This window comes from Arthrobacter sp. NA-172, assembly GCF_043952055.1.
Classification (GTDB): domain Bacteria; phylum Actinomycetota; class Actinomycetes; order Actinomycetales; family Micrococcaceae; genus Arthrobacter.
Genome location: NZ_JBINOT010000002.1, coordinates 67,093 through 92,417, shown reverse-complemented (window position 1 = coordinate 92,417; position 25,325 = coordinate 67,093). Strand labels below are relative to the sequence as shown.

Annotated in this window: 27 protein-coding genes and 1 pseudogene; 6 read left to right on the top strand and 22 right to left on the bottom strand. The window is 59.8% G+C overall.

What is annotated here, in order from left to right:
• Window positions 1-57: 57 nt before the first annotated feature.
• The 9 genes and pseudogenes from ACF0H6_RS12815 to ACF0H6_RS12775 form a co-directional block, all read right to left on the bottom strand.
• Window positions 58-528: a hypothetical protein gene (locus ACF0H6_RS12815; RefSeq protein ID WP_395250040.1), complete on the bottom strand. Its 471-nt coding sequence runs from the start codon at window positions 526-528 to the stop codon at window positions 58-60.
• A 134-nt stretch (window positions 529-662) separates the two neighbouring features.
• A complete protein-coding gene (locus ACF0H6_RS12810; RefSeq protein WP_395250168.1) occupies window positions 663-1,100 on the bottom strand; it encodes an IclR family transcriptional regulator in 438 nt (145 codons plus the stop codon).
• Between the two features lie 174 nt (window positions 1,101-1,274).
• A pseudogene (locus ACF0H6_RS12805) lies at window positions 1,275-1,427 on the bottom strand (helix-turn-helix domain-containing protein); the annotation flags it as partial.
• Window positions 1,428-1,488: 61 nt separating this feature from the next.
• Window positions 1,489-3,024 carry an amidohydrolase family protein gene (locus ACF0H6_RS12800; RefSeq protein ID WP_395250039.1) on the bottom strand — a complete coding sequence of 512 codons (1,536 nt, stop codon included), beginning with the start codon at window positions 3,022-3,024 and terminating at the stop codon, window positions 1,489-1,491.
• 42 nt (window positions 3,025-3,066) lie between these two features.
• The gene (locus tag ACF0H6_RS12795) at window positions 3,067-4,050 is read right to left on the bottom strand and encodes an ornithine cyclodeaminase family protein (protein WP_395250038.1); all 984 of its coding nucleotides are present in this window, start codon (window positions 4,048-4,050) and stop codon (window positions 3,067-3,069) included.
• 3 nt (window positions 4,051-4,053) lie between these two features.
• On the bottom strand, window positions 4,054-4,800 hold the full coding sequence (locus tag ACF0H6_RS12790; RefSeq protein ID WP_395250037.1) for an SDR family NAD(P)-dependent oxidoreductase: 747 nt from the start codon (window positions 4,798-4,800) through the stop codon (window positions 4,054-4,056).
• Window positions 4,797-5,555, bottom strand: a complete 759-nt coding sequence (locus ACF0H6_RS12785) for a hypothetical protein (protein WP_395250036.1) — start codon at window positions 5,553-5,555, stop codon at window positions 4,797-4,799. The genes ACF0H6_RS12790 and ACF0H6_RS12785 overlap by 4 nt, the downstream gene beginning before the upstream one ends.
• A 19-nt stretch (window positions 5,556-5,574) precedes the next feature.
• Window positions 5,575-6,318: an MFS transporter gene (locus ACF0H6_RS12780; protein WP_395250035.1), complete on the bottom strand. Its 744-nt coding sequence runs from the start codon at window positions 6,316-6,318 to the stop codon at window positions 5,575-5,577.
• Window positions 6,315-6,908 (bottom strand): MFS transporter, encoded by a 594-nt coding sequence (locus ACF0H6_RS12775; RefSeq protein WP_395250034.1) that lies wholly within the window; start codon window positions 6,906-6,908, stop codon window positions 6,315-6,317. Before ACF0H6_RS12775 ends, ACF0H6_RS12780 begins: the two co-directional genes overlap by 4 nt.
• A 301-nt stretch (window positions 6,909-7,209) precedes the next feature.
• Here ACF0H6_RS12775 and ACF0H6_RS12770 point away from each other — a divergent pair, with 301 nt between their 5' ends.
• The gene (locus ACF0H6_RS12770; RefSeq protein ID WP_395250033.1) at window positions 7,210-7,686 is read left to right on the top strand and encodes a hypothetical protein; all 477 of its coding nucleotides are present in this window, start codon (window positions 7,210-7,212) and stop codon (window positions 7,684-7,686) included.
• 696 nt (window positions 7,687-8,382) lie between these two features.
• Here the strand turns inward: ACF0H6_RS12770 and ACF0H6_RS12765 are convergent.
• The 5 genes from ACF0H6_RS12765 to ACF0H6_RS12745 all read right to left on the bottom strand — a co-directional run bounded on the left by ACF0H6_RS12765 (window position 8,383) and on the right by ACF0H6_RS12745 (window position 13,559).
• A complete protein-coding gene (locus ACF0H6_RS12765; protein ID WP_395250032.1) occupies window positions 8,383-9,066 on the bottom strand; it encodes an amino acid permease in 684 nt (227 codons plus the stop codon).
• Window positions 8,967-9,284 carry a hypothetical protein gene (locus tag ACF0H6_RS12760; protein WP_395250031.1) on the bottom strand — a complete coding sequence of 106 codons (318 nt, stop codon included), beginning with the start codon at window positions 9,282-9,284 and terminating at the stop codon, window positions 8,967-8,969. Before ACF0H6_RS12760 ends, ACF0H6_RS12765 begins: the two co-directional genes overlap by 100 nt.
• A gap of 22 nt (window positions 9,285-9,306) precedes the next feature.
• Complete coding sequence (locus tag ACF0H6_RS12755; protein ID WP_395250030.1) at window positions 9,307-9,870, bottom strand: amino acid permease; 564 nt, start codon at window positions 9,868-9,870, stop codon at window positions 9,307-9,309.
• 670 nt (window positions 9,871-10,540) lie between these two features.
• A complete protein-coding gene (locus ACF0H6_RS12750; protein WP_395250029.1) occupies window positions 10,541-11,602 on the bottom strand; it encodes a pyridoxal phosphate-dependent decarboxylase family protein in 1,062 nt (353 codons plus the stop codon).
• 547 nt (window positions 11,603-12,149) lie between these two features.
• Window positions 12,150-13,559 carry an aldehyde dehydrogenase family protein gene (locus ACF0H6_RS12745; RefSeq protein WP_395250028.1) on the bottom strand — a complete coding sequence of 470 codons (1,410 nt, stop codon included), beginning with the start codon at window positions 13,557-13,559 and terminating at the stop codon, window positions 12,150-12,152.
• A 493-nt stretch (window positions 13,560-14,052) separates the two neighbouring features.
• Between ACF0H6_RS12745 and ACF0H6_RS12740 the strand changes: the two genes are divergently transcribed.
• A complete protein-coding gene (locus tag ACF0H6_RS12740; protein WP_395250027.1) occupies window positions 14,053-15,531 on the top strand; it encodes an APC family permease in 1,479 nt (492 codons plus the stop codon).
• A gap of 60 nt (window positions 15,532-15,591) precedes the next feature.
• Here the strand turns inward: ACF0H6_RS12740 and ACF0H6_RS12735 are convergent, their stop codons facing one another.
• Together ACF0H6_RS12735 and ACF0H6_RS12730 are read right to left on the bottom strand one after the other, a co-directional pair.
• Window positions 15,592-16,551, bottom strand: coding sequence for a helix-turn-helix domain-containing protein (locus tag ACF0H6_RS12735; RefSeq protein WP_395250026.1), 960 nt, complete (start codon window positions 16,549-16,551; stop codon window positions 15,592-15,594).
• Window positions 16,552-16,941: 390 nt separating this feature from the next.
• A complete protein-coding gene (locus tag ACF0H6_RS12730) occupies window positions 16,942-17,088 on the bottom strand; it encodes a hypothetical protein (protein WP_395250025.1) in 147 nt (48 codons plus the stop codon).
• Window positions 17,089-17,164: 76 nt separating this feature from the next.
• Here ACF0H6_RS12730 and ACF0H6_RS12725 point away from each other — a divergent pair, with 76 nt between their 5' ends.
• Window positions 17,165-17,665: a hypothetical protein gene (locus tag ACF0H6_RS12725; protein WP_395250024.1), complete on the top strand. Its 501-nt coding sequence runs from the start codon at window positions 17,165-17,167 to the stop codon at window positions 17,663-17,665.
• A gap of 33 nt (window positions 17,666-17,698) precedes the next feature.
• On the opposite strand, the gene ACF0H6_RS12720 is transcribed toward ACF0H6_RS12725, so the two are convergent.
• The 6 genes from ACF0H6_RS12720 to ACF0H6_RS12695 all read right to left on the bottom strand — a co-directional run bounded on the left by ACF0H6_RS12720 (window position 17,699) and on the right by ACF0H6_RS12695 (window position 22,876).
• Entirely contained in the window at window positions 17,699-18,097 is a 399-nt protein-coding gene (locus ACF0H6_RS12720; RefSeq protein WP_395250023.1) for a heme-binding protein, read from the bottom strand.
• Between the two features lie 231 nt (window positions 18,098-18,328).
• A complete protein-coding gene (locus ACF0H6_RS12715; RefSeq protein WP_395250022.1) occupies window positions 18,329-18,919 on the bottom strand; it encodes a flavin reductase family protein in 591 nt (196 codons plus the stop codon).
• A 71-nt stretch (window positions 18,920-18,990) separates the two neighbouring features.
• Window positions 18,991-20,457: an aldehyde dehydrogenase family protein gene (locus ACF0H6_RS12710; protein ID WP_395250014.1), complete on the bottom strand. Its 1,467-nt coding sequence runs from the start codon at window positions 20,455-20,457 to the stop codon at window positions 18,991-18,993.
• 271 nt (window positions 20,458-20,728) lie between these two features.
• Entirely contained in the window at window positions 20,729-21,040 is a 312-nt protein-coding gene (locus tag ACF0H6_RS12705; RefSeq protein ID WP_395250021.1) for a hypothetical protein, read from the bottom strand.
• Window positions 21,027-21,404 (bottom strand): Rieske (2Fe-2S) protein, encoded by a 378-nt coding sequence (locus tag ACF0H6_RS12700; RefSeq protein WP_395250020.1) that lies wholly within the window; start codon window positions 21,402-21,404, stop codon window positions 21,027-21,029. Before ACF0H6_RS12700 ends, ACF0H6_RS12705 begins: the two co-directional genes overlap by 14 nt.
• Window positions 21,405-21,946: 542 nt before the next feature.
• Window positions 21,947-22,876, bottom strand: a complete 930-nt coding sequence (locus tag ACF0H6_RS12695; RefSeq protein WP_395250019.1) for a LysR family transcriptional regulator — start codon at window positions 22,874-22,876, stop codon at window positions 21,947-21,949.
• Window positions 22,877-22,943: 67 nt separating this feature from the next.
• On the opposite strand from ACF0H6_RS12695, the gene ACF0H6_RS12690 reads away from it, so the two are divergent.
• The 3 genes from ACF0H6_RS12690 to ACF0H6_RS12680 are packed head-to-tail and all read left to right on the top strand — an operon-like array spanning window position 22,944 to window position 24,868.
• The gene (locus ACF0H6_RS12690; protein ID WP_395250018.1) at window positions 22,944-23,321 is read left to right on the top strand and encodes a Rieske (2Fe-2S) protein; all 378 of its coding nucleotides are present in this window, start codon (window positions 22,944-22,946) and stop codon (window positions 23,319-23,321) included.
• Window positions 23,308-23,619 (top strand): hypothetical protein, encoded by a 312-nt coding sequence (locus ACF0H6_RS12685; protein ID WP_395250017.1) that lies wholly within the window; start codon window positions 23,308-23,310, stop codon window positions 23,617-23,619. The genes ACF0H6_RS12690 and ACF0H6_RS12685 overlap by 14 nt, the downstream gene beginning before the upstream one ends.
• Before the next feature lie 22 nt (window positions 23,620-23,641).
• Entirely contained in the window at window positions 23,642-24,868 is a 1,227-nt protein-coding gene (locus tag ACF0H6_RS12680; protein WP_395250016.1) for an amidohydrolase family protein, read from the top strand.
• The last annotated feature ends 457 nt before the right edge of the window (window positions 24,869-25,325 follow it).

The following is a 25,325-nucleotide window of genomic DNA, read 5'->3' as shown; positions in this document are numbered from 1 at the left end:
CGTCCCAAGGTTGGTGGATTCGTTGTAGAGATGATCGGCTGTCTGGTGCTTCGGCTTCTAGGGAACCGTAAAGAGAGACGATGACGCACCGGCGAGCCCCTCGGTGCCCTTGTTGAAGACGGTGGCCATAACTGTGAGCGTGCCGCCGGCATCGCGGACACCACGGGCGACGGCGTCATGGCTGGCCTCGGAGTATCCCACCCCTGCGACGTTTTCAGTGCGGTGCAGCTCCCCGATGCTCGTCTCGTTGCCGGCCATGACGACCAGCGGCACACCGGTGTGCAGCGATACTGCAGCTCCGATCAATGTGTCCTCCTGGATGCACACGATTCGATCAGTTCCAGGTGGGACGCAGCTGGCCAACAGAGCCCCAATACGTCCGAGGATCGCTGGTCGACTCAGAGCCTCAACGGGAGTGTGGCTGGAACGGTAGCCACCAGCTGCACGCAGGTCGGAAGCCAGGTCGGACAGCCGCTCATCGCGGCTCTGAAGCACCGCAGGTGGCGTCGTTTCGGTGAGAATAGTCATTTTGAATCTCCTAGAGTGGAAATATCGGTCACGGTCTGGGCCGCCAGTGCGGCCGCGGATTTTGGACGGGTGTGCGTCCACGAACCGGGTTTATTGGGGTTTGCACGCCTGGACCGGACCTTCTAGACTGCGGTCTAGGAGGGCGAGGCCTCGGTCCATCCCAGTTCTGTTGACATGCGGCGGGCGGCCTCCAGGACGAGTTTTTTGAACCCCTCCCGCGCCTGCTGGTCGCCCACCCGGGGCTCGGGGGCCGTGAGGGTCACGGACGCCACAACAACGCCAGCTGCGGTTCGCACCGGAGCCGAGACCGCCCACGCATTTTCATCAAGCTCAGCAGAACAAATGTCGTAGCCGCGGTCACGAATGTCTTGCAAGCGTTTCAATACCCCCTGCACGGTGCTGGGGGTGTCGGGGGTGTAGCGCGACAATCCCGCCGAGCGCAACGCGCCCAAGACTTCCTCCTCGTCCCGCCAAGCGAGGAGGACCCGCGCGGACGCTGCGGCGTGCAACGGCATGGACTGCCCCACACGGACAAAGAGCCGCAAAGGCTTCTCTGACTCCTCGAGTGCCACGCACACGACTTTGCCGTGCGTCCACTCACAGAGGAAAACTGTTTCCCCGCTAGCGCGCGATGCTTCAGTTAGCGCCGGGTGTCCAGTGAACATCGGGGCGTTCCGCAGCGGGGCACCCTCGTGCAACGCGAGGGCGGCAGGTCCCAGGAAATATTTGCGTGTAGCTGAAGACCTCGTCACGTACTGCTCGGTTTCAAGAACGGCCAGCATTCGGTGAACCGTTGCACCGGCCAGTTGGAGCCGTTCTCCGATTTCGCCTAATGTCAGACCCCGCGGCTCACGCCCCAGACAACTTAGGATGTTGAGGGCACGTACTACAACCTGCATTTCCTTCTCCTCTCACGCGAGCCGCGCGGCTGAATGTCCGGTGGTTTGTTACCGGTTCCCTTTAGACAGTAGGTGGTTCACCAAAGATACGGTGAGTCCCCACATCCTCTCCCCAGACTCGACGGTGCGCCTTGCTCAGGTAGGGGCGGATCTCCTCCACACGCGACTGCGCGGCACGGAAATCGCCCAGGAACCGGGGCATGATGTCGAGCAATTCGTCGCGGAGCCGTTGCTCATCAATTTTTGTGCTGCGGCCGTCATCGATGACCACGTCACCGTTGATGACAACAGTCTTTACGCCACGTCCTGATTCGGCGTACACGAGCTGACGAACAGCGCTATTGAGCGGCAGCCAGGAAGGGTCGGTGAGGTCAAGGAGGGAGAAATCGGCACGATAGCCGGGTTCGATCCTTCCGATGTCGTCGGCGCGACCGATCGCCTCTGCTCCTCCGACGGTTGCGGCCCGGAACACCTGGGCCGCTTGGTTGGGAAGTGGTGCATAGTCACTGACCGCGTTCAGGGTGGCAGTCAACTTCATGGCTTGGAACATGTTCTGGCTGTCGCTGCACGATGGGTTATCACACCCAAGGGAGTAGCTAATGCCTAGCTCCTGCACCCGGGAGATCGGCGGGATTCCACTCTTGAGTTTGAGGTTGCTGAGCATGTTGAAAACGACTCGCGTGTCGGTCTCCGCCAGAGTCTGCAGCTCGTGCTCAAGGAGCCACACGCTGTGCGCCAAGTTCACGCGCGGGCCGGTCATGCCCAGTTTGTTGAGCCAGTTAATGAGCGAGCCGTCGTACTCCTTGTAGTGTTGGCGTGCCTGGACCGCCATGCTCTTGGACTCGTAAATGTGGGTGAAGATCGGCAGGTCGTACTTTTCGGACAGCCCGACGGTCCTCAGGATCATCTCGTCCGAGCACGCCTCCGGAGCCGTCGGGGCGAGGACCCAAGTCACCAGCCCGCCGTCGTCTCCGCCGCGGAAGTACTCGGCCTCCAAGTAGTCGAGGATGTCGAAGTTAGGGTTCGGCTCTGCAAACGACTTGGCCTTGTCGCGGTGTTCGAGGGGAATCTCGTCGGCCCAGAACGGGCGGGTTTCAATGCCAGCCTTGTCGGCGTACTGCGGTCCGATGACGGCGCGCATACCAATTTCCCGGTAGGCGTCGGCCGCTGCTTCAAGCTGCTCGGGATCGAAGGGTGTGAAGGTCAGCATATCCTGGACGGTGGTGATGCCACCGCGCAGGCATTCCAACGCCCCGAGCAGTGTGCGCACGCGCACTTCTTCGACGGTGCGCGGCGGGAACGACGGCGGAAGCGCCAGCAATGCCCACCATTCAAGGATTTCCTCCTCCATGGTCCCCTTCGCCAGGACATCGTGGGAGTGGTAATGGGCGTTTACAAAGCCGGGCACCACCAGACGATCAGTGCCGTCGAGCACCTTCACGCCGGTGCGCTCACCGTAGGCGTCGCCGGCCCCAGGGCCGACATCAATGATCTTCGTTCCTTGAACCACGACATCCGCCAGGACGGGTGAGGACCCGTCCGCGTTGAGGACGCGAGCGTTGCGGACGATGAGAATATCGTTGTTTTGAGTACTCACTATCTACTTTCCTTCGAGTTTCATATGGATCGGTTTCCTTGACTATCGGAGTGCAACTTGAGTCCCGAGACCTCGGTCAAGCGCCGCACGGGCGATCATGCGTGCTGCGACGACGTCGGCGGCGCTGAAGCCAACACTCTTGAACACTGTCAGTTCCTCGGAACCCTGCTCAGGCGGGCTCTGTAGCAGGTGCCCGAGTTCGATGACGCTATCTCTTTCCAAACGCCCTGCTGCGATGGCGTTGGCAATGTCTCCGGCGCCGTCGACGCCACCCGGAACGGTGTCCACCACTACTCGCGATGCGCGGCCAACTGTGTCCACCTCGAGTTCGGATTGGTCGGGGGTATGGCTTCCGACGCTGCACACCAGCGTGTTCTTGCCGACCCACTCATCACGAACTACGGGGGCGGACGATGTCGTCGCGGCGATGATTACGTCTGCACCGCGGCAGGCACGACCAGGGTCGTCTGCCGGGATGATGTTCACCCGGGCCGCCAGTCCGAGGCCGGCCACCTCTGTGTTCAGAGTCTCACAGAAGCGGGTTCGGTTGTCCTCGGACCGTGAGTAGACGCGGACCTCGCGAACACTTTCAAGGGCGTGAAGGAGGGCAAGGATCTGCGTACGCGCCTGTATTCCCGCGCCGAGCACCACAACAGTGGTGGCCGACGACGGTGCCAGGTGTTGGGCTGCCAAGCCGGTCATCGCCCCGGTTCGGAGGTCCGTCACGACACCGCCTTCGATGAGGACTTCGTGCCCCAGTTCCGGGTCGATTAGCGTTATCAGCGCAGAAGACTCGGGGATATGGTGGCTCTGGCGACCCAGGGCGTACCAAATTTTCGTGGCGAATGTTGGGCCGACTGCGCCGGGCATCACCAGGAATTCTCCTCCCTCGTCCAGGGCCACTGGGGTCCTTCGGGGGGACATGGTACTGCCCTGTACATAGGCTATGGATGCCTCACGAACGGCTTGAAAGGCCATGTCCATGTCGAAAACCTGCCGTACGTCGCTTTCGCTCAAAATAATCATTACCTACCCCAGTGCCTGTCCGCCGTCGATAAATAGTGAAGCTCCCACCATGAACGATGCCTCGTCGGAGGCCAGGAAGACGACTGCTCCCGCGACCTCGTCGGTTTCGCCATACCTGCCGAGGGGGATGGAGGCTAGTCGCTTGGTCCGGAAGTCCTCATCCAGGGCATATGAGCGGTTGAGGCCGGTGACGATGGTTCCGGGCGCGACGCCGTTAACGCGGATACCGTATGGCGCCAGTTCCATGGCCATGCACCGCGTGAGCATCGAAATGGCTCCCTTGGACGAGCAATAGGCAGTGCTGCCTGCCAGCTGGCGCTCCCGGGTCGAGGAAACATTGATGATCGCACCTGCCCCGCGGTTGCTCATATGGCGAGCTGCCGCCTGGCCCACTGCAAAGTAGCCACTCACATTCGTGCGCATGACGCGCTCCCACTCCTCGAACGGCATAGTGAGGAAAGGCGATGTACTTGTGATTCCAGCGTTGTTCACGAGGATGTCCAAGCCACCAAGTTCTTCTGCTGCTCGGTCGGTCATGGCCTGCGCGGTTTCGAAGTCACCGACATCCCCAGTGACAATAACTGCGCGGCGGCCAAGGGCTCTCACGCGTTCGGCCGACTCGGTGAGGGCGTCCTGGTTGTTGCCGTGCAGGGCTACGTCGGCGCCCTCACGGGCGAGACCGAGCGCGATGGCTGAGCCCAGCCCTCCGCTGGCTCCTGTGACCAAGGCCTTACGTCCATCCAGCTTCATTGTTCGCTCAACCCCACCAATGCGCGTTCGTTGACGACCCTCGACAGGTGCCCGAGTGCGGCGGGCATTCCAAACCCCAACGACTGCGCGCACCAGGCGATGATCGCTTGGTTTGTGGTCAAAACCGGAACGCCCCGGAGTTTCTCAAGAACCGGGATTGCAGGGAGGGCGGCGAGGTTTGTCGAAGCAATGACCAGCGCCTGAGCCCCGGCCGTGTCCAACTCTCCCGCCATTTGAACGATGCGCTCAGGCGCGACGCGGTTGGTTAGATACCACTCGCGGCTTTCGCCGGACTCGGGACGGAAGTCGTGGTGGCGCGAGGACACAACCGCAACACCCGCGTCAGCGAGGGTTGCCTCAAGCTCCTCGCCCGAGCGAGAGGTATAGGGGGTCAACAGTGAGATCTTCGTCAGCGCCAGATCACGAAGGGCGGCGTTGAGTGCATCGGTCGCGGTGACGACTGGAAGGCCGGTCTCGCTGGCAATCTTGTCGCTCATCGACTGCCTGGTAGTGGCTCCGGCATTGAAGCTGGTCTCAGCGCACGCGTACACGACGGCGTCGAGTCCGAGTTCATTTACCACCGCGCTGCACTCCTGTGCCTGCTGGCGCATCGCTTCGTGGTCTGTGCTCATCAACCTGATGGCGTTAAATACGACCCCTTCGATCCCGAGTGCGTATAGTTCAGGCTCCATGACCACATTGTCGGCGGGCAGAATCAGTCCGATCCTGCGCGTTTTCGCGGTGTCAATTTGCACGGGTTTCTCCCTTTCGTTCTCAATTGGCATGGGGTGCATTCACACGGCCATGCAGTTCTGTCTCAGTCGGTGATATGGGGCGGGCTTCGGATTCGACGTTTCCGCTATAGCGTTCACGCAGGAAGAAGGTTCCGATCATGGATACGATCCCGATTCCACTCATGTAAAGGGCAATTGCCTGCCAGTCGCCGAACGCGCCTAGCAGGAAGGTCGCGATGATCGGGGCAAGGCCGCCAGCCAGTACCGCCCCAAGGGTGTAGCCCAAGGAGAGCCCGGTGTATCGGATGTGGGCTGGGAAGACGCCCACGAAGTACGCGGGCATAATGCCGTAATTCGCCGCGTAGGGGATTAGCAAGAGCGCGAACCCCAGCAGCATCAGCGGCCAGTTACCGGTTCCCAGCAGCGCGAACCAAGCCCACGGCGCTGCGGTCATGCCGACCAAGCCTGCGAAGAAAATGGCACGCCTGCTGATGCGATCGCTAAGCCAACCGAAGTAAATCATGCCTGCCATCACGATGCACACCGAGACCGAAATGAGCCCCAGCAGGGTGCTGCGCGACTCCCCAAGCTCTTTTGTGCCATAGCTCAAGGAGAATACGGTCGCTATGTAGAACGTGACTCCGGACGACAGATATGCCAAGCACATCAAGACCACGTATACGGGGTACTTGCGCAGCACCTCGGCAATAGGCAGCTTCTGGATCTCGCCGGTCTGCCGAGCCTTCTCAAAATCAGGGCTCTCCTCGAGCCTCAGCCTGATCACCAGCGCCGATACCGACCATGGACGATACTGGAGAGGAACGGCACCCGCCAGCCCCAGGCATAGAACGCTTCGTCGGAGAGCTGAGACAGACCCAGGAACACGATGGTGGCCAGCAGCAGCCCCCACCCGACGCCGGTGTTGACCACTGCGCCGTATAGTCCGCGCTTCCGGGGACCGGCGTGCTCCACGCTCATCAGAACCGCCCCGCCGTACTCACCTCCCAGTGAGAAGCCCTGCACCATCCGCAGCACCACCAGCAGTATGGGTGCCCAAATCCCGATGCTGTTGTAGCTTGGAAGGAGACCGGTCAAGGTCGTAGCCACGCCCATCATCACCAGAGTGATCACCAACATGGACTTGCGGCCCGCTCGATCACCAAAGTGGCCGAACACAACGCTGCCGATCGGCCTGGCGACGAAGCCGACGGCGAACGTCGAGAGCGCCAACAACGTCCCGACCACCGGGTCGAAGGCCGGGAAGAACAACTTCCCGAAGACGAGGGACGCGGCCGTCCCGTAAATGAAGAACTCGTACCACTCAATCGCGCTGCCGATCAGACCGGCTGCGAGCACACGACGCTGTTGACTCATTGCTATCGGCGTCCTTTCAAATTTTAGGGTGAGCCGAATGCGGCCCTTCCGGCAAAGCAGGTCGCCATTGACCAATGCTTGACTAGATTTCCGTCGCACGGAAATTCCATTTCCATCGCGTGATAAAAGGACTGTATAGTTACTTCATGAACAGTGTCAAGGGCCACATGCAACGTCCCGGGGTACGTTCACCGCCGCGCACTCTTGTGGAGTCTCTGCGCCTTCCCAGCGACAGAGTGACCGACTTTCCAGCCGCCGAGCGCAGCGTTTCATAACGTCCATCTCTCGTGAAGGAGTCTTTATGAGCCACCAGGAAATCTTCAAGATACTGATCGCAGGCGGAGCGTCAGCCGCTGACGTCGACAGTGGAGCGGTTCAGCCGGCCCGCTACAGCCCATTGGGTGATCCGCAGGGAGCGCGGCCATTGTGGGTGGCCATAGCAGGCGCTTTGAACGGAATGTCCCCTAGCCGCATAGTCGTCGGGGAGGACCTGGAGGACGCCCTCGTCGGCTACTCGCTTGGTCAAGAGCTCGGCGTACCCGTCACGCAGGTGGTTGAGTCCCAAGGCCAGCTTTACATTCTGGGGACGATTGAGGAGGGTGACATGGTTGTCGTTGCCGGCGTGGCCTTCGACCACGAAGACACCCTTCGCGCCCTGATCGCGGTGGTCGAGAACGGCAAGGCAACCGTCGCCGCAGTGACGGCTCTGGTAGAGTCCCGGGCCCTGCGAGCGGTTTACCCGCATGCAATCACGCTCTGGAGTCCCGGCCCCAAGTGATGGCCTTGGCTGGAGTCCTGCACGGCAAAAAGGCACGGAAATCCCTCTGGGCCTCTAATCAACCCCTGCCGTCGGGCCGGTACTGGCGGGGCTGATCCGTCCACGGCTGTTGCGCCAACTCGGGCTGTCCACGTCGGGAAAATGGGGGCTGCTGGATTAGCTTCCTGGCAGCAGTAGCGGTGGATCTCCTATGGAATTGCCCTTGGTTGCGGGCGGGCACAGACTTCTCGTTCGAACGTGGTTCCCTCGTTGCTCCGAGGGCCAGGTATCAATACCGTTTCGGGTCATAACTCCCCGCGCGTGACGGCTCAGCCCGCCGAACTGCCACTCTGGGACAGACCGCAGAACCGGCCACCACGGGCCTCACTCACGGACTGCGTCAGGACATGCACCCCGCCAGCTGTTCTTGAATCGTCGTGATGATGGGCATGTTTCTCTTGATGGCAGACCATCAACGCGCCCGAAGAAGGAACGGCAAACGGCCCCTACCAACGAACAGCTGGCCTGCTTGGTGCTGCACCTGGTGTTTCAGGACTGACCGCCCATGGGGACGAGACGTTTATCGGCGTCCTGTCCGCCCCCATCCGCAAGAGCAACACCAGAGATTACGAACAACCTCCTATGCTCACCCGGCCTCCGCTGTTGTCACTTTCCAGCTCAGTTCGTAGCCGAAGGCCGGACAAGAGATCTTCGATCCTAATTCACGTGCGTCACATTATCTGAACTACGTGATGCATGAGCATGCTTAATTTCTTCTGCCAGGGGGTCGTAGCGATCACCGCCGGCCTTGGTCCGCCTGTCGACGTAGAAATAGGCGCCGAGCAAAAGGCCGAAGAACGGCACTCCAGCCATCCAAGCCCACGTTAGGCCGTCGATGAAGCCGGTCGAAACCAAAACGGCTGCTATGAATAACGCGGCCAGGGTTGAAGTCACAGGAGCGCCTTTAAGCCGCGCCGGGGACGCCGGAAGGTTCTGGCGTGACCGAACAAATCGGAACCTCATGTGAGTAACGAGAATAAAAATCCAAACTACAAGCGCCCCAAAAACGGATATCCCGAACAGCACCAAATATGCACTTTCAGCTGCGACGACGGAGACAATGGCTGCGAGCAACAACCCGACGGAGCTGACCATCAAGGCCCTGGTTGGCGCTCCGCTCTTGCTCAGTTTTCCCGTCCACTGAGGTGCGTACCTGTGCGCCGCCAGAGAATGCATCATACGGGCTGTCGCATAGAGACCGGCGTTCGCTGCAGAAAGTGCTGCCGTCAGTACCACAAAATTCATGATTGCCGCGGCTGCGGGGATCCCGGCCTGCGACAAAACCAGCGAACGAAGGGACTGGCGGTTATGTCGCTTCCGACCTGGGCTGTCACCGTCCAAGAGACGACTGACAGAACGATAGTGATGGAGATTATGTAGAACAGAGCAAGGCGGAAAGCCATGGACCTGGTAGCGCTAACCACATCTCGACCCGGGTTCTCGGACTCTGCGGCAGTTACCGACACCATCTCAACGCCAAGGAAGCTAAAGATGGCGAACACCATTGCCAGCAATAGACCTTGAATGCCGTGGGGCATGAATCCTCCATTGGAGACCATGTTCCCGAGTCCCACAGCCGGCTCACTCGGCAGACCAAAGATCACCAAGGTTAGCCCCAGCGAGGATGAACGCAATAATCGCGCTTACCTTGATCATGGAGAACCAATACTCGACCTTGCCGAAGTTCTTTACGGCAGACGCATTTACGGCGAGAAGTGCGACGGAGAAAACGATGGTCGACAGCCACAACGGAATTTCTGGCCACCAAAAATTGACATAAATTCCTGCAGCGACGACTTCGCCACCGATCGTGACACAAATTACGGTCCAGTATGTCCAGCGAACCACGAAGCCCGCCCACCGGCCGATATAGGCATGCGCCAGAACGCCAAAGGCGCCGGCCGTGGGATGGACGACTGACATCTCGGCCAGGGCCCACGCCATCACGAGGGCCAATAGCCCGCACACAACGTAAGCAATGATGGTGGAGGGGCCTGCCTGCGAGATGGCCAGTCCGGAGCCCAGGAACAAGCCCGTACCGATTGCTCCCCCCAAGCCAATCATTCGTAGCTGGCGCCCGGTGAGTTTGCGCTGCAATCCTTGGGTATCGGCCTCTGGAGCGGCCGGTTGCTTGGGTATAGTCATTAGTAGTTACCCCTAGTTTTCAGAAGAAGTCATATTCATCTTTGTCAGCGTCGGATATCGGTTGACAGGCAGTACTTCTCAGCGTCAACGTCATTGCGACACCGAGTGAGTCAAGCTGTCCTATTCTCAAGTCCGTCCTCATGCACGACATTGCTTGAGGGCTAGCAGTCGGCCCTGATTTTCTGGTGCGCGCTACCAATTGCAATGAGGTAGGCCGTCCACGCCCTCGAGCCGATCGACGCGGCATGAAAATCATTCATGCTCTTTCGGTTGCCTTGCGCCATCCACGTGCGCCGGCTTAGTGGCCTCGAAGAGGAACCAATAGGGTTGCCGCACCAAATACGGTCACCTGAACGGGTGGTGAGATGCGTGCGCCGCACGCGCAAAAAATTGCCAGTCTTTTAACGCACATCATGATAGGTAACGAGCGCCCAACAGTGAGGCGGGCGGACACACGGGCTCCCCTGAGAGCCATCAGCACCGCGCCGACGGCGTATCAGGAACCTACGACCGCAAAACTGAGAGAAGCCATCTCAAAACTGGCTCCACCGTTAGCATGCATTCCTCCAGGCACAATCGCCCAGGTCCGACTCGAACACGCATTCCTGGCAGCCAAAAAATGTCACCATCATGGTGGTGTCCTGCGTCGTTCCTTGCAGGCATCAATCTTTCAATGCATCAATTCGAGAATCGCCTCTATGTCGCCAATGGTTGTCTTTGGGTTCAAGATGGCGAGCCGATAGCAGGGCTTTCCGGCATGCTGGGTCGGCGTTACGAATGCGACCTGATCGTTGAGCAGCCGTTCGCTCAGCGACGTGTAGTCGGATGCGGTCCAGCCGCGCCGTTCGAATAGCAGCACCGAAAGGTCCGGTTCGACCAATAGGTTCAGATCTGGATTGGCGCGAATGAGTTCAGCTCCTTGCCGAGCTGTGCGAAGCGTCTGCTCGACGGCTGCCTGGTATGCACCGACACCGTGCGCTGCGAGCGAGAACCACAACGGGATCCCGCGCGCCCGCCGTGTCAGATGCATGCCGAGGTCCGAGGGGTTCATCTCCTCAGCGTCGGCCAGGGGGTCAAGATAGCTTGCGTTCTGAGTGTGCGCGGCGCGACCCTGTGCACCGTCGCGATAGACGATCGCGCAGGAGTCATAGGGTCCAAACAGCCACTTGTGCGGATCGATAATCAAAGAGTCGGCACGATCGATGCCCCTGTAAAGGTCACGCTTTTCTGTCGCGAGGAGCCCCGCTCCGCCGTACGCCCCGTCGACATGCAACCACAATCGACCTTCCTCTGCCACGTCAGCGATCCCTTGGAGGTCGTCCACTGTGCCTGCATTTGTCGAACCTGCCGTTGCGACGATGGCGAACACGCCTGCCCGCGCTTCCGAGCCCATTGAATCCAATGTGGCGCGCAGCAACTTTCCAGTGAGGCGACCACGGTCATCGGCCGGGACCACGACAACCTCCACGCCCATAACGGATTCAAGCAGGTACCGGACCGATGAATGTGTGCCCTCACCGATGCAAACCTTCGCATTGCCCCTTGTAACCCCACTATCGCTCGAGAGCGCACGGTGACGCGCCGCGACAAGCGCTGAAAGGTTGCCGCTGGTGCCGCCCGACATGAACGTTCCACCTGCTGAGGCTGGAAATCCCGCCAGATCCGCAATCCAGCGTATGCACCTGGTTCTCAGCGCAGATCGCGCCTGCACCTTCCAACCAGGCCCCTGCATAGATGCTTGCGGTTCCAACAACGCCGTCAAACGCGGCGGCATATATCGATGGGCTATTGGGCATGAACGCGAGAAATCGCGGGTGGTCCGCGGTTAGGCAGGCCGGCTCGATGACATCGGTCCAAAGTTCAATTGCACGTTCAGCGCCGATGCCTTCACGGGTGATTGTGTGTTCCAGGCTTTGCTTCAAATCAGCTGCTCCGGGAGCACTTCCGATGGAAGGGGGCTCCGCAAGCCGCCGCCGCGACAACTCCCCGAGCGCCCGGACAACAGCGTCACTTTCCGGGGTGTATTCATGCATCAACGTCGCCGGGGTGCTAATCGGCTCATCGTTCGGGAACACGATGGAGGGCCCTTGGGCCCTCGAGTCATCGTCGGCCGGCAAAACCAGTCCGATCCCGCTCGTTTTCTCAGTGTCTTTTTCCAAGGGATTCTTCCTTTCGTCCACAGCTGGCACTCGCACTCGTGGCATTCACCCGGTCTAGCGTTTCTGCCACGGCCGTCGCTGCAGTGGGATGGGCATCGGATGATGAGGTAGGCCGTAGCCTCAGAGGTTGATGACTTGGGGGGTGCCGAGGGCTTTGAGGCCTTCGATGCCGAACTCGAGGCCGTAGCCGGATTGTTTGGCGCCGCCGAACGGAATCCGTGGGTCCACCGCGCCGTGCTTGTTGATCCACACGGTGCCGGCTTGGATGCGTGCCGCGACTTCCCGGGCGGCGTCACGGTTGGAGGACCAGACGGAAGCGCCGAGTCCGACGTCGAGCGCGTTTGCCTTCTCCACGGCGTCGTCCACCGTGCTGTAGCGGATGATAGGCAAGGCCGGGCCGAACTGTTCCTCTGCCACGAGCGGGTTGTCGTTCTCGATGTCCGCCACCAGCGTGGTGGGGTAGAAGTAGCCAGGCTGGCCGGCGTCGGGGTTGCCTCCGAGAAGGATGCGGGCTCCGGAAGCCCTGGCCGCCTCCACAAGGTTGGCTACGATGTCGTACTGTGCCTTGTTCTGCAGCGGGCCCAGGACATTGTTCTCGTCCAGGCCGTTGCCCATGGGCGCGGCCACGGCAACCTTCGTGAGTTCTTCGCAGACCGCGTCGTAGATGTCGGTGTGGACATAGAGTCGCTTGAGGGCAGAGCAGGTCTGGCCGGTGTTGAGGAACGCGCCCCAGAAGAGGTCCTGCGCGATGGCTTTGGGGTCGGCGTCGGGCAGGACGATGCCGGCGTCATTGCCGCCCAGTTCCAAAGTGAGGCGTTTGACCGTGTCCGCGGAGGACTTGATAATGGCTTTGCCGGTAGCGGTTGAGCCGGTGAACATGATCTTGCCGACGGCGGGGTGCTCGGCCAGGCGGGCTCCGACCGTGCGGTCCCCGGAGACGACGGTGAGGAGGCCTTCGGGGATTTCCTCGTTGAGGACTTTAACCAAGGCCAGGACAGACAGCGGCGTGTACTCAGAGGGCTTGACCACGACGGCGTTGCCCATCCGCAGGGCGGGCGCGATCTGCCAGATGGTGATCATCATGGGCCAGTTCCAGGGTCCGATGGCACCCACGACGCCGATGGGCTTGTAGTGCAGTTCGGCATACGTTTCGCCGTCGTCCACCAGGGTCTGGGCTTCCAGGGGTGTGGTGGCGGCCGCGCGGAGCCAGGCGACGCAGCCACCGACTTCGAAACGGGCGTTCAGGCCGTTCAGTGGCTTCCCCTGTTCGCGGGAGAGCAGATGGGCGAGTTCTGCGGCGGAGCGCTCGATGGCGTCGGCCGCTTTGAGCAGCACGGCGCTCCGGGCCTCGTGGCCAAGGCCGTCCCATGCCGGCTGTGCTGCCTGGGCGGCGTTGATGGCCTGCTCGAGGTCCTCAAGGGTGTGAATGGGTGCTTCGCCGATAGCGGTTCCAGTGGCCGGGTCAGTTATGGTCCGGGTTTCGCCGGACTTCGGGGTAATCGAGGCCAGCAGGGCGTCATAGGGTTCCATGGGTTACTCCGCTTCAGTTCTGTATATAAGTGGTGACGAGGGGCTGGTACTGGATTCGAGGCTTGGCACGCAACCAGGTCCGGGTCCTGGAGTGGGCCGCCATGGCGAAACCACGTGACGCCAGAACTCGAACGAACACTCCTGTGAAGGCACCGCTGCCTTCAGCGTCCAGGGCCAGCAGTGTGCCGGACTGCGAGTAGCTGGGTCGAGCGAGTCGATCAATCCATTGATTAAGTAGATTTCGGCGATTCTTGAACAACGCTAGGCCGAAGACGGCAGTGACCTTTGGGTTTCAGTGCTCCTTTGTTGATTTTCCGTGCAGGGCTCGAAACCGCCGTCAATACCGTCGCCCATGCACCTCAACTTCGCTTAGGCACAACAACTGATCACTCCAAGACAAAAAGCAGCCCCCGCCCGCTGCCATGCTGGAGCTCACGGTGCCGTGCCTCTGCGCGGCACCCCTCCCAACGCTCATGACCATTAGAAGGATCCAATGAGTATTTCGAATTCCGGTTCCCGGACCACTGAAGCCACTCGTCGCCAAGGGCATTCAACCGCCCTTCGCGCCGGAAGTATCGGCGTGATGGGCATCCTGTTCTTTGTCTTGTCCGCGCAGGCGCCCCTCACTGGGATCGTCGGCGCTTCACCCCTCGCAGCGGCACTCGGCAATGGTGCCGGGATTCCCGGGGCATACTTGGTGGTCGGCATAGTGATCGTGATCTTCGCCGTGGGGTTTGTGGCCATGAGCCGGAAAATCCAGGCGAACGGGGCTTTTTATGCCTACGTGACCGCCGCCTTCGGTCGAAAGGTCGGGGTTGGCGCGGCCTGGCTGGCACTGCTCGCCTATAACACCTGCCAGGCAGCGTTGTATGGACTCTACGGTGCCGCCTTCTCCGGTCTGCTGGCCTCCATCGGCGCAAGTGTTCCGTGGTGGTTGCTGGCCCTGCTAACGATGGCCGGCGTTCAAGTTTTAGGTTCGCTTAACATCGAACTCGGCGCCAAAATCCTGGCCGTGCTCGTGGGGCTGGAAGTGGCCGTCCTGCTGATGTTCGGCTTCGCCGTCCTGTTCCGCGGCGGCGGCCCGGAGGGCCTCAGTATTGCGGCGTCGTTCTCACCGGAAGCCATCGCCAGCGGTGCTCCCGGCGTGGCCATCATGTTCGCCGTGGCCTGCATGTTTGGCTTCGAGTCCACTGCGATCTACTCCGCCGAGGCCAAGGACGCCCACCGCACTGTAGCTCGGGCAACGTATCTGTCCGTCGGCGTCATTACCGTGTTCTTCTCCTTCATCACGTGGATGGTGGTCAGCTACTACGGCCCCTCCAAGGTCATTGATGCTGCCGGCGCCGCCTTGGAATCCGGGGACTCCACTGCTTTTGTGGTGACACCCATGGTGGAAATGTTCGGGCCTTGGGCCGGAATCACCACCGGCATCCTGCTGGTCACCTCCCTGCTCGCCGGAATCATTGCCTTCCACAACGGGATCAACCGCTACCTGCACTCACTGGCGCTCCGCGGTTCCTTACCCGCGGGTGTTGCCCGGACCAACCGATACCGTGCGCCCGCCGTGGCCGCCCGGATCCAGACCGCCACCGCCGTCGTACTTGTTGCGCCCTTCGCGCTGCTTGCACAGGACCCGGTCCTGACCATGTACTCATGGTTCAGCGGGCTGGCCGTTGCGGCACTCTTGGTGCTGTATATGCTGTGCTCCGTCGCCGTCGTCTGGTTCTTCCAGCGGGAACGTTCGGGCGGGCAGCTGTGGCAGACTCTCATCGCCCCGGTGATCGCGACACTCCTGCTGGCCTGGGTCCTGTACCTAGTGGTCAGCAACTTTACCTCGCTGATCGGCGGAAGTGCCGAGGTAGCCGCCGCTCTCCTCGTGTCCGTCCCGGTTATGTTCGTGGCCGGCGTGCTTGTGGAAGGGCAGGTCGAGCGCCGCCGCGGGGCTTCCACCCTGGGGCGCAGCATCGAGTAGTGGGTGGCCTCCCCGGGTTGCCGGGGAGGCCACTAGCACCCAAGTGCAAGGACAGTGGTCCTACCCGCTGCGTCGCCACTCGCGTGGCGAAACTCCGAAGGCATCGCGGAAGATCCTGCTAAAATGCGCGGCATCTAGGATGCCCCAGTTAGCAGCGATGACATTCACGGGTTTCCCGGCATGCAGCGGGTCTTTCAGCTCGCGCCGGGCACCGTCCAGCCGCCGGTTCCTGATCCAACTGGCCACGGTGGTCCCTGACTCCTGGAAGACGCTGTGCAAATGCCGGGTGGAAATGAAGTGCGCCGACGCAATGCTCGCCGGCGACAGTTGCGGATCGGAAAGGTTGGCCTCTATGTATTCGCGCGCGGACGTCACCAGCAGCATCTGCGGCTTCATCCGATCCGGTGCAATGTCCATTTCTGCGTGCAGCATCGTTGACACCAGGTCCAGCGCGTTGGTAACGAGCCGGGAGCCGCTTGGCCCGCTGAGCACTTCCAGATTCTCCGACAGTTGCCGGATGAAGTTCCCCACAATCCCGCTGAGGCCGGCGCCGCCGGGCATCCGTACGGCGGCCAGCTGGCCAACATAGTCGATAGGAAGCGAGAGGGCATCGCACGGGAACATCACCACTATCGAGCGCGCCGCTTCCTCAAACGCGAGGGTGTACGGGCGGTTTGTATCGTAGATGGCCAGGTCTCCCGGCCGCAGGAGGGCCTCACGGTTGTCCTGGACCAGGATTCCTGTACCCTCGAGCTGGAGATTGAGTTTGAAGTAACGCTCGCCGGCTTGGGCAATCAGTGCCTCTGTGCGGTGCACTTCATATGGGGAGCCGCTGACTTCGACAATGGACATACGGTCCAGTACCCGCGACCTCATCTGGCCGCGGAACCCGTCTACGTCCGAGGTCCGGGCAGCGAGTGGCACGAAGGATTGCGCCACAAGGTGTTTCCAGTGGTCGAACGACGATGCAACATTGGAAGTGACGTTCTGGCTGACAGGACGGTTTGCAGCTGCTGGCATGGATATTCCTGACGACGGCTAAACATCTCACTTTGGTTTCCCAGGGATGTGTCTTGCGACACAGTCATTAAAGGTTAACGCCGGATGAAGCGGTTTTTTCAACGTTTGGCGAAAAAAGACTTTAATTGTGGCAGTTGGTGGGCACGGATGACCCCTCAGAACGTATACCGCTGACTGTTGCACTCATGGCAGGCATCTAGGATGCGCTTGATGGAGTTGAGCTCCTCGCGGCCCGTCCCATCCGCGAGGGGGTGCCAGTTCATGGTTTCTGGTTTAGATTGTGCTTGTATTCGAGACCTCCCGAGCAAGTCTGGGCTTCCATCTCTCTTCGACCGGCCCGGTGATGCGTCGCCAATCAGGCAGGTCCGCGGGCAGCTTGTTGAGCGGGATTTATGGGATATCGAAGTTGATTTGTCTTGCCTGTATCACCCCGAACAGAACCGCTTCGTTTACTTCGACCGAGTAGGTGTCCGGCAAGATCTGGGAGACAAGGATGCCCTGCCGTCGTTCGAGGGCTGTGGGGATCAGCTGCTGCACGGCTTGGTCTAGGAGCAGAATTAACTCCTGTGGGTTTTTGACGACAACGTCAACGCGGAATAGCAGCGTAGCGCGTGTGGTCGGGGACATTTCTTCCGACCCGGCATTCAGCCCGAACGCGGATTTGAAATCATGCCTTCGTGTTGGTGCTTTTTTGAACAAGCAACTGGAGATCGCGGGAGACCTGAGCAAGGGCATTCCTCCTATCCACTCGATTTCTTCCAGGCTTGGGCGGGGTTGGTACACGTTGAGGTATCTTCAGCATTGGCAGTCGAAGGACATGTTCAATGTTGGTAACTTCCGCCAACGGGTCGTAGAAAGGGTTTTCGGGGGAGAAGGCGGGCCCTTGGTAGTCGTTCACTTCCAGTCCTTTCGCAATGGCGTCTTGAAAATTGAAACCCAGACACCTACCCGACTACTTACTATTTTTGTGGCTCCGGCGTCCAAGGTTTCTGGCCTCAGGATCGCGGCCTGCTCCTGGGTAAGTGGTCATTGCAGCGCAGGCAGCGAGTTGCGGGCGAGAGTATCCGGCGCGTGGCACTCCGCCATGGAGCTGGCCGACGGACGATACCGCTGAAACGATGCGTCCGGAGCCGATATTCACTTCCTGCTAAGGCTGGATGGTAGCTTTCAGTGCCTCCCTGAGGATCTCAATGTCCTCTTGAGAAGTTCCACCGGAAATGCCAACCCCGACCCTGTCGCCCCCTTTGAGACTGGTTGGTGCGCCACCCCCGAATGCGATGAGTTTGCTTCCTGAATTTACGGCGAGTCCATATAGTGGCTGGCCGGCCTGTACCTGGTCGGTGAGTTCCTCAGTGGCCACGTCGAAGGAGGCTGCTGTGTAAGCCTTGCGGAATGCCATATCCAGTGAATGCAGGGGTGCCCCATCCATTCTGTGCAGGAGGACCGGGTTTCCGTGCGTGTCTACGATGCTGACGACAATACTTAGATCGACGTTTTTTGCTGCTTTTTCAGCGGCTGCGGCGATTAGCTTTGCTTCTTCAATCATGTGGAGTTCCTTGCCGGGGTGGATGATCTTAAGGACACGGCCGCGAGCAGGACCGGGCCTGTCGGCGCTCCCGGCCGAGGCGTTTTGAGGGTTTCGGACATACCAGGCGCCCACAGTGCGTGCGACGCGACCCAGGCGGTGCCGTTGGCTGGGCGATCGACAAGACTGTCATTTCAAGATTGGTGTCCTTGTTGGATATCCAGGCCTAGATTTGTGGGATTGAGCTCGTCCCTAAAGGATCGCCGATTCGAGGCCGAGGCGATGCCATTTTCGGTCGACATAGGCGAGTGGCTCGCGGGAACCCATTTCGTTCAAGGTTGTCGCCGGAAGACTGCACTGCACCCCCTGCGCGACAATGACGGTTGAGTTCGCCAGAGTTAATCGCTCTTTGAGCTCTACCCGTATCCACACTGGAACCGTATGAAATACGGGTTCTCCGGTGTCCAACTGTGTCCAAATATTTGTATCCGCAAATCGATTAATGCCGCTGGTCGCGCCGAGCTTGGCGATCATGAGGTTGTCGGCATCGATGAAATGGATGACAGCTGTTTTTGTTGCAAGTAATGCGGGCGTACTTGAGGACTGAGCCGACACTGAGAACACCAATAACGGCGGATCTGCACTTACTGAGGCGACCGAGGTCGCAGTTAGTGCCACCGGCCCATCGGGGCCACACGCCGTGATCACTACTACACCGCCGGGATGACCACGGAATACAGCTTTGAACTCCTCTGATGAGAGTCCAGGGGAGCGGTAGTCCAGATCCGGGAGATCAAGAAAATGGGCTTCCGAAGGCCTGATTCGGTCAGTTTTACTTGGCATGAGAAATCCTTTCTATCGGTTCATCTCGGAGACCCCTACTATTTATGTGTCGTGGCGCCTTTGGTGGTTGCTCAGAATGGGTAGCGTTCGATATTGGATTGCATCGTGATCCATTGGGTTTCGGTGAACGAGTCGAGATTTGCGTGGACCCCGCCGAAGTGGCCTCCGGAACCCGAGCCTTTGGTTCCCCCGAAGGGATTGGTTGGCTCGTCGGCGATGGTCTGGTCGTTGATGTGGACCATGCCGGACTCGATCCGGTCGGCGAGTTCGAAGGCCGCGAAGGCGTTGCCTGTCAGGATGCCGACGGTTAGTCCGTACTCGCTGTCATTGATCAGCTCGATGGCTTCTTCGATCGTGTCGTAAGTGATGACCGGCGCGACCGGGCCGAAGATTTCCTGCCGGTAGGCCGGACTATCAACGGTCACGTCGGCGAGCACGGTGGGCCGGTAGCAGAGGTCGTCGTATTCGCCGCCCGTGACCAACCGGGCACCGTGCTCGATGCTGGCGGTGACGATCGAGTGCACCTTCTCACGCTGCCGCTCATCGATGAGCGGACCGAGGGCATTATCCGGGTCGGTGGGGTCACCTACCCGGATTTGCGCTGCCTTTCGGGCGAGGGTGCTGACGTACTCGTCGGCGATCGACGAGTGGACGATGTGCCGGCCTGCGGTCATGCAAATCTGGCCTTGGTGGAGGAACGATCCCCAAGCGCCGGCAGAAGCTGCTGCCTCAATGTCAGCGTCCGGCATGACCAGAAGGGCGTTGTTGCCGCCGAGCTCGAGGTGGACCTTTTTCAGTAGCGGAGCCGCTACTGCAGCGATCGCCCGTCCGGCGCCGGTGGAACCGGTGAAGGAGATGCACGGAATGCCGGGGTGGACGACGATGGCTTCGCCGACGTCGGCACCGCCAGGGAGAACGTGCAGGAGGCCCTCGGGCAGTCCCGCTTCGGTCAACAGGTCAGCGAGGGCCAGGCCTCCAGAGATAGGTGTACGGGGGTCTGGCTTGAGAATGACAGCGTTACCGACCGCCAGTGCAGGGGCCACCGATCGGAGCGAGAGGAGGGCGGGGAAGTTGAAGGGGGAGATCACTCCGACCACTCCGACCGGGATTCGCCGGGACATCGACAGCCGAGGCATGGTCGAGCGCAGCAGTTCCCCATAAGGTTGGGAAGCCAACGCGGCACATTCGTTCAACTCGCCGATCAGTGCCGATACCTCGAAGGCCGCTTTCCCGAATCCGGAGCCGGACTCGGGGATCAGCCATTTCCGGATCCGGTCGGGATCTGCTTCGAGCAGTTGAGCGGCTCTGCGCAGGACGGCAGCGCGCGTATCGTACGTGAGCGTGGCCCAGTCCTTCTGGGCGCGTGTGGCCGCCTCAACCGCGGCATCCACGTCCTGAACGGTGGCGGCGCGGACGGTGGTGAGCACTTCCCCAGTGGCAGGGGCGGTCACGACGATCATGTCGCCGTCGCCCACTCCCGCCGGGGTGTTGTTCCAGACGGACCAATCGGTCGTGGTGGGCTCTGCTGTTGTAGTCATGGTCGGGATCCTTTTCTGAGGGAATTGACGCCGTCGAAAATCACTTGAATCGGCAGCGGGTGCCGGTCTGGACCTAAAAAGGTAAGTTCATACGCTAATGTTTCCGAGCCATCCGGCCCCAACAGTCGCTCGCCACTGGCGAGATTGACGCCGGATGACATGGCGAGCAGGCGTTTTCCTGTTCGCCCATCGGTAGATTTCCACTGCGGCGTTTCGAAGTTTCATCAAGGAAGGGCAGCCCGGCGAACTATCTGGTCGCTATCCGTAACTCCTACGAATCGCTTCTTTGAAACCAAAGCGCAAGTTCGAACGGGGTGAGGTCGTGGGTTCGCAGAACTGCGGTCGCCACGATGACGGCATCGGTGGGCGAGAACGCGGTATCGTTCAATTCGATCCGCCCACCCAACACCAACGCCTGAGCCGCATATGCGATCAATTGCGACACGGCTTCGGGATCCGGGGCAGGAAAGTCGATCTGGGAGTCCGGGTCCTGGCCGGCAGCGCGAAGCGACCTTATTAAGGCGATCACGGCGTCCTGTTCTTGCTCTTGCTCTACGACATCGCTGGAGTTAGAGAGTGACATGAATCCTCCCATCGGTTTCGACGACTTCCAGGGCCCTCAACTTGTACGCTGAGTCGCCAGGATGGATACCATTTGTCACGTCGAATTCGAGGCCGTGCCACGGACACACGATGTGCATGACGTCCTTGTCGAATGACAATCCCTGGCTCATTTTCTGCTCGTTAAGATTCTCGCGAACTCTGTTGATTATGCGGCCCTGGCAGGCCGGCCCGCCCTGATGCGGGCAGATATTCCTGTAGGCATAAACCTGTCCTTTGAAGCGGAAAACCCCGACGGAGACCGACCCGATGTCGACGATGAGGCGGCCCTGTTCAGCGACTTCTTCGGAAGCGGCGATATTGAAAACTGTGGCTGTATCTGGCATGCCAACAGTGTGCTCCCCCCCACAAACAATTGTAAAGCTCAAGATACTCAGCTAAAAACATCATTCTATGAATGAATAGAAACCCAGCCCGCAAACACGACGCCGCGGTTCACCCTCAGCCGGCCCACCTACCTGATGGAACTCAGACGCCGGATCCTCACTGGGGGAGCCACTCCGTCCTCGCCTCGCCGCTTCCTCGGTGGGTCCGCCTGGTGAGCGTTGTCTGGACCGGTTGAATCTTGAGCAGCCCGCTCCGGGGTAGTTTTTAGGGTGTTCCCAGCGAAATAGTCCACCTGATCTGTAGGCGCCGCTTCGAGCTGATCGCGTGAGTTGGAGAGCGAATAGATGGACTTCCAGCATTGGAAGGCTGACGTCACTCACCATTTGACCGGACCCACCCATCGCCAGGGGCCTCAATACCGCGGCCTGTGATGGAGGCTGGTTTCCGATGTGGTCCGGGTCAAGCTACTCGGGTCGAGGTGGGTCGGTGAAATGACTATTCCTCGGTGATGAGGGTGTGGAAGCTCAGCCCCCAGTGCATCTCACGTTCGCGACATCTCACGACACACTTTGATGAAGGCACTTGTCGCGTTCGACACGGAAAAAAGAGGCGACAGTACAAGTACAACATCCAGGGGCTTCGCCGGATCGGAAAGCTTCAATGTTGCGACTGCTCGTCCTGTTCCTGTCAGGCGCCCCGGGGCACGTTGGGCCAAAAGGGCGTAGCCAAGGCCACGTCCGACGAGTGCTCGAGTCAGCTCGAGAGTCATAGCGCGATACCGAATCTTTGGCGTTACGCCCACCGCTTTGCAGATAGCCAGGGCGTTCTCGCTGGCGGGCGGCAGGTCGAGCAATATCATGGGTTCGTCCGCCAGTTCCTTGATGCTCAATTCCTGGCGGTTGGCGAGTGCGTGCGTTTCTGGCAACAGGATGTGAATCTCTTTACGTGAGAGCTTGATCCTTCGGAGCCCCTTGTCCAGGCCCAGGTTGTACATGATGGCGGCATCCAACTCTCCTGCGAGGAGGAGTTGGGTTAGACGATCCTGGCCCGCTTCGATCAACTGGACAGTCGATTCCGGAAAGCGACGGTCGAACTCGCTTAGGAGGTCCGGCAGCTCGCTCGGCGCCAGTGTGGTGTAGCAGCCCAAGTGTACGGTGCCCCGAACTTGAACGCCATCGCCGGGTAGCTCAGTCAACCGGTCAGCTTCGAGTAGAACTCGTTGAGCTTGGTCGGCGATCTTGCGGCCCGCGGGAGTAAGAGTCACTCCGTGCGCCCGCCTGCGCACGGTGAGTTGCACTCCAAGCATGCGCTCTAGCTCGCTCACCGCGACGGCCATCGCTGATGGCGACAAGTGGAGCCTAGCGGCGGCCGTGGCGAAGGATCCGGCGTCTGCGAGTTCCACCAGGTAGGTCAGCTGCCGGAGGGTGAACCGCGGCGTCATGTTCGCCGACTGGATCTTATCTTCATTCATAGAATGATGTTTATACCTGAGTATCTTGAGCTTTACAATTGTTTGTGGGGGGGAGCACACTGTTGGCATGCCAGATACAGCCACAGTTTTCAATATCGCCGCTTCCGAAGAAGTCGCTGAACAGGGCCGCCTCGTCGTCGACATCGGGTCGGTCTCCGTCGGGGTTTTCCGCTTCAAAGGACAGGTTTATGCCTACAGGAATATCTGCCCGCATCAGGGCGGGCCGGCCTGCCAGGGCCGCATAATCAACAGAGTTCGCGAGAATCTTAACGAGCAGAAAATGAGCCAGGGATTGTCATTCGACAAGGACGTCATGCACATCGTGTGTCCGTGGCACGGCCTCGAATTCGACGTGACAAATGGTATCCATCCTGGCGACTCAGCGTACAAGTTGAGGGCCCTGGAAGTCGTCGAAACCGATGGGAGGATTCATGTCACTCTCTAACTCCAGCGATGTCCTAGAGCAAGAGCAAGAACAGGACGCCGTGATCGCCTTAATAAGGTCGCTTCGCGCTGCCGGCCAGGACCCGGACTCCCAGATCGACTTTCCTGCCCCGGATCCCGAAGCCGTATCGCAATTGATCGCATATGCGGCTCAGGCGTTGACGTTGGGTAAGAAGATCGAATTGAACGATACCGCGTTCTCGCCCACCGACGCCGTCATCGTGGCGACCGCAGTTCTGCGAACCCACGACCTCACCCCGTTCGAACTTGCGCTTTGGTTCCAAAGAAGCGATTCGTAGGAAACTTTACAAGGAGAAATATATGAGCATCACGGCAGCTACGGACAGCGAGCAGTTGGTTCGCATCAGCCCGACTCAGGAGATCACGGTAAAAACCGATACTCGCGTGATCTTGGCGAATGCGACGAAAGACATTGAGAAGCATAACCTCAATGACTATTTCATAGTTGACGTCGACGCTCACCACGTCGAGCAGGATTCATGGTCGGAGATTGCAGAGTATCTCGAGAGCCCGGTGCTTCTGGACTCTTCGCGTCAAATGATGAAGAACTGGCCAAGAGCGGGTAATCTAGCCCTCTGGAACAATCAGCCCGGATTGACCATGCAGGATGTCAGCGGACGAATTCCCCACCAGGCGCAACTGGCTGAGGAGACCGAGGGGACCACGTCGGGCTCTGAACGCGACGTAACTCTTGTTCGTCGTGCCATGGACGCTATGGGCATCGACATCCAGATTGTCTTCCCGCAGCCCATGCTCGAGATCGGCCTGCACCCCAATCCTGAAATCGGCGTCGCACTCCTTGAGGCCTATAACCGCTGGTTCACCACAGAGGTTCTGCCGCGGGACCCCCGTATCAAAACGATGTTGGGACTTCCTTTCGAAGATCCGCAGGCATGCTTGCGGACAATTGAACAGTACGCGGATCATCCTGGGGTGATCGGTTTCCTCGTGACCAGTCAGCGGCACGCGGGCGTGCATGACAATCAGTACATGCCGGTCTATGCTGAGCTGGAGAGGCGTAATATGCCGCTGGGCTTCCATGCGGGGCCCAACTACACGGACACGATGACGTCCACAATGAACAAATTCCTCTCAGCTCACGCTATGAGCTTTGTGACGTGTAACATGACCCACCTGACGAACTGGGTCATTAACGGAATCCCAGAGCGTTTCCCCGGGCTCAAGGTCATCTGGATCGAGTCCGGTTTGGCTTGGATCCCATTCATGATGCAACGACTTGATCACGAATACTTGATGCGCCAGTCCGATGCGCCGCTGTTGACCAAGAAACCGTCAGAGTACATGCGAGAGATGTACTACACCACGCAGCCTCTCGAAGCGACTGACGATGACCTTCTGCAGTCAACGCTGAAAGCAATGGACGCCAAAAACACTCTGATGTACTCGTCTGACTGGCCACACTGGGATTTCGATGTTCCGTCCCGAATCGCCGGGCTCCCGTTCCTCGACGAAGAAGCGAAACGCAACATCCTGGGCGAGACGGCGCGCAAAGTATTCAACTTGTGACGTCCTAATTGACTCAGGCGTGAGGCCTTGGGGGGCACAGGTTAGGGTGGGGGCCCTAGTCTGGGCGGCTGAAATCGACCGATGGTAGCCATCGGTCAGCTCCCATGGCGGGTCTCTTCTTGTATTTTTCAAGAAGGGACCCGCCAGGGAGGCGCTGCAGAGACGATGATTCCGTGGGAGCATCCGTGATCAGGCCGACGGCGTTCGCGCCGGCTCCTGCCGTCGGATCAAAAAGTAACGCGCTTCGTTGCCTATCGAGTACTACGCGCGGATCGTTCTGCGTTCCAATCCAGTGACGTCCGCCCGAAAACTGTTCCTTGACATGCGCCACTGCAATCCCGCGTCTGTTTGCAGCACTCAACCGACGAGCTTCTCCTTGCAGCGGAAATCTACCAATGGGCGAGCAGCAAACTGCATACTCGCCAAGTCCCCACCGTATCCCCCTGGAGGTAGAAAA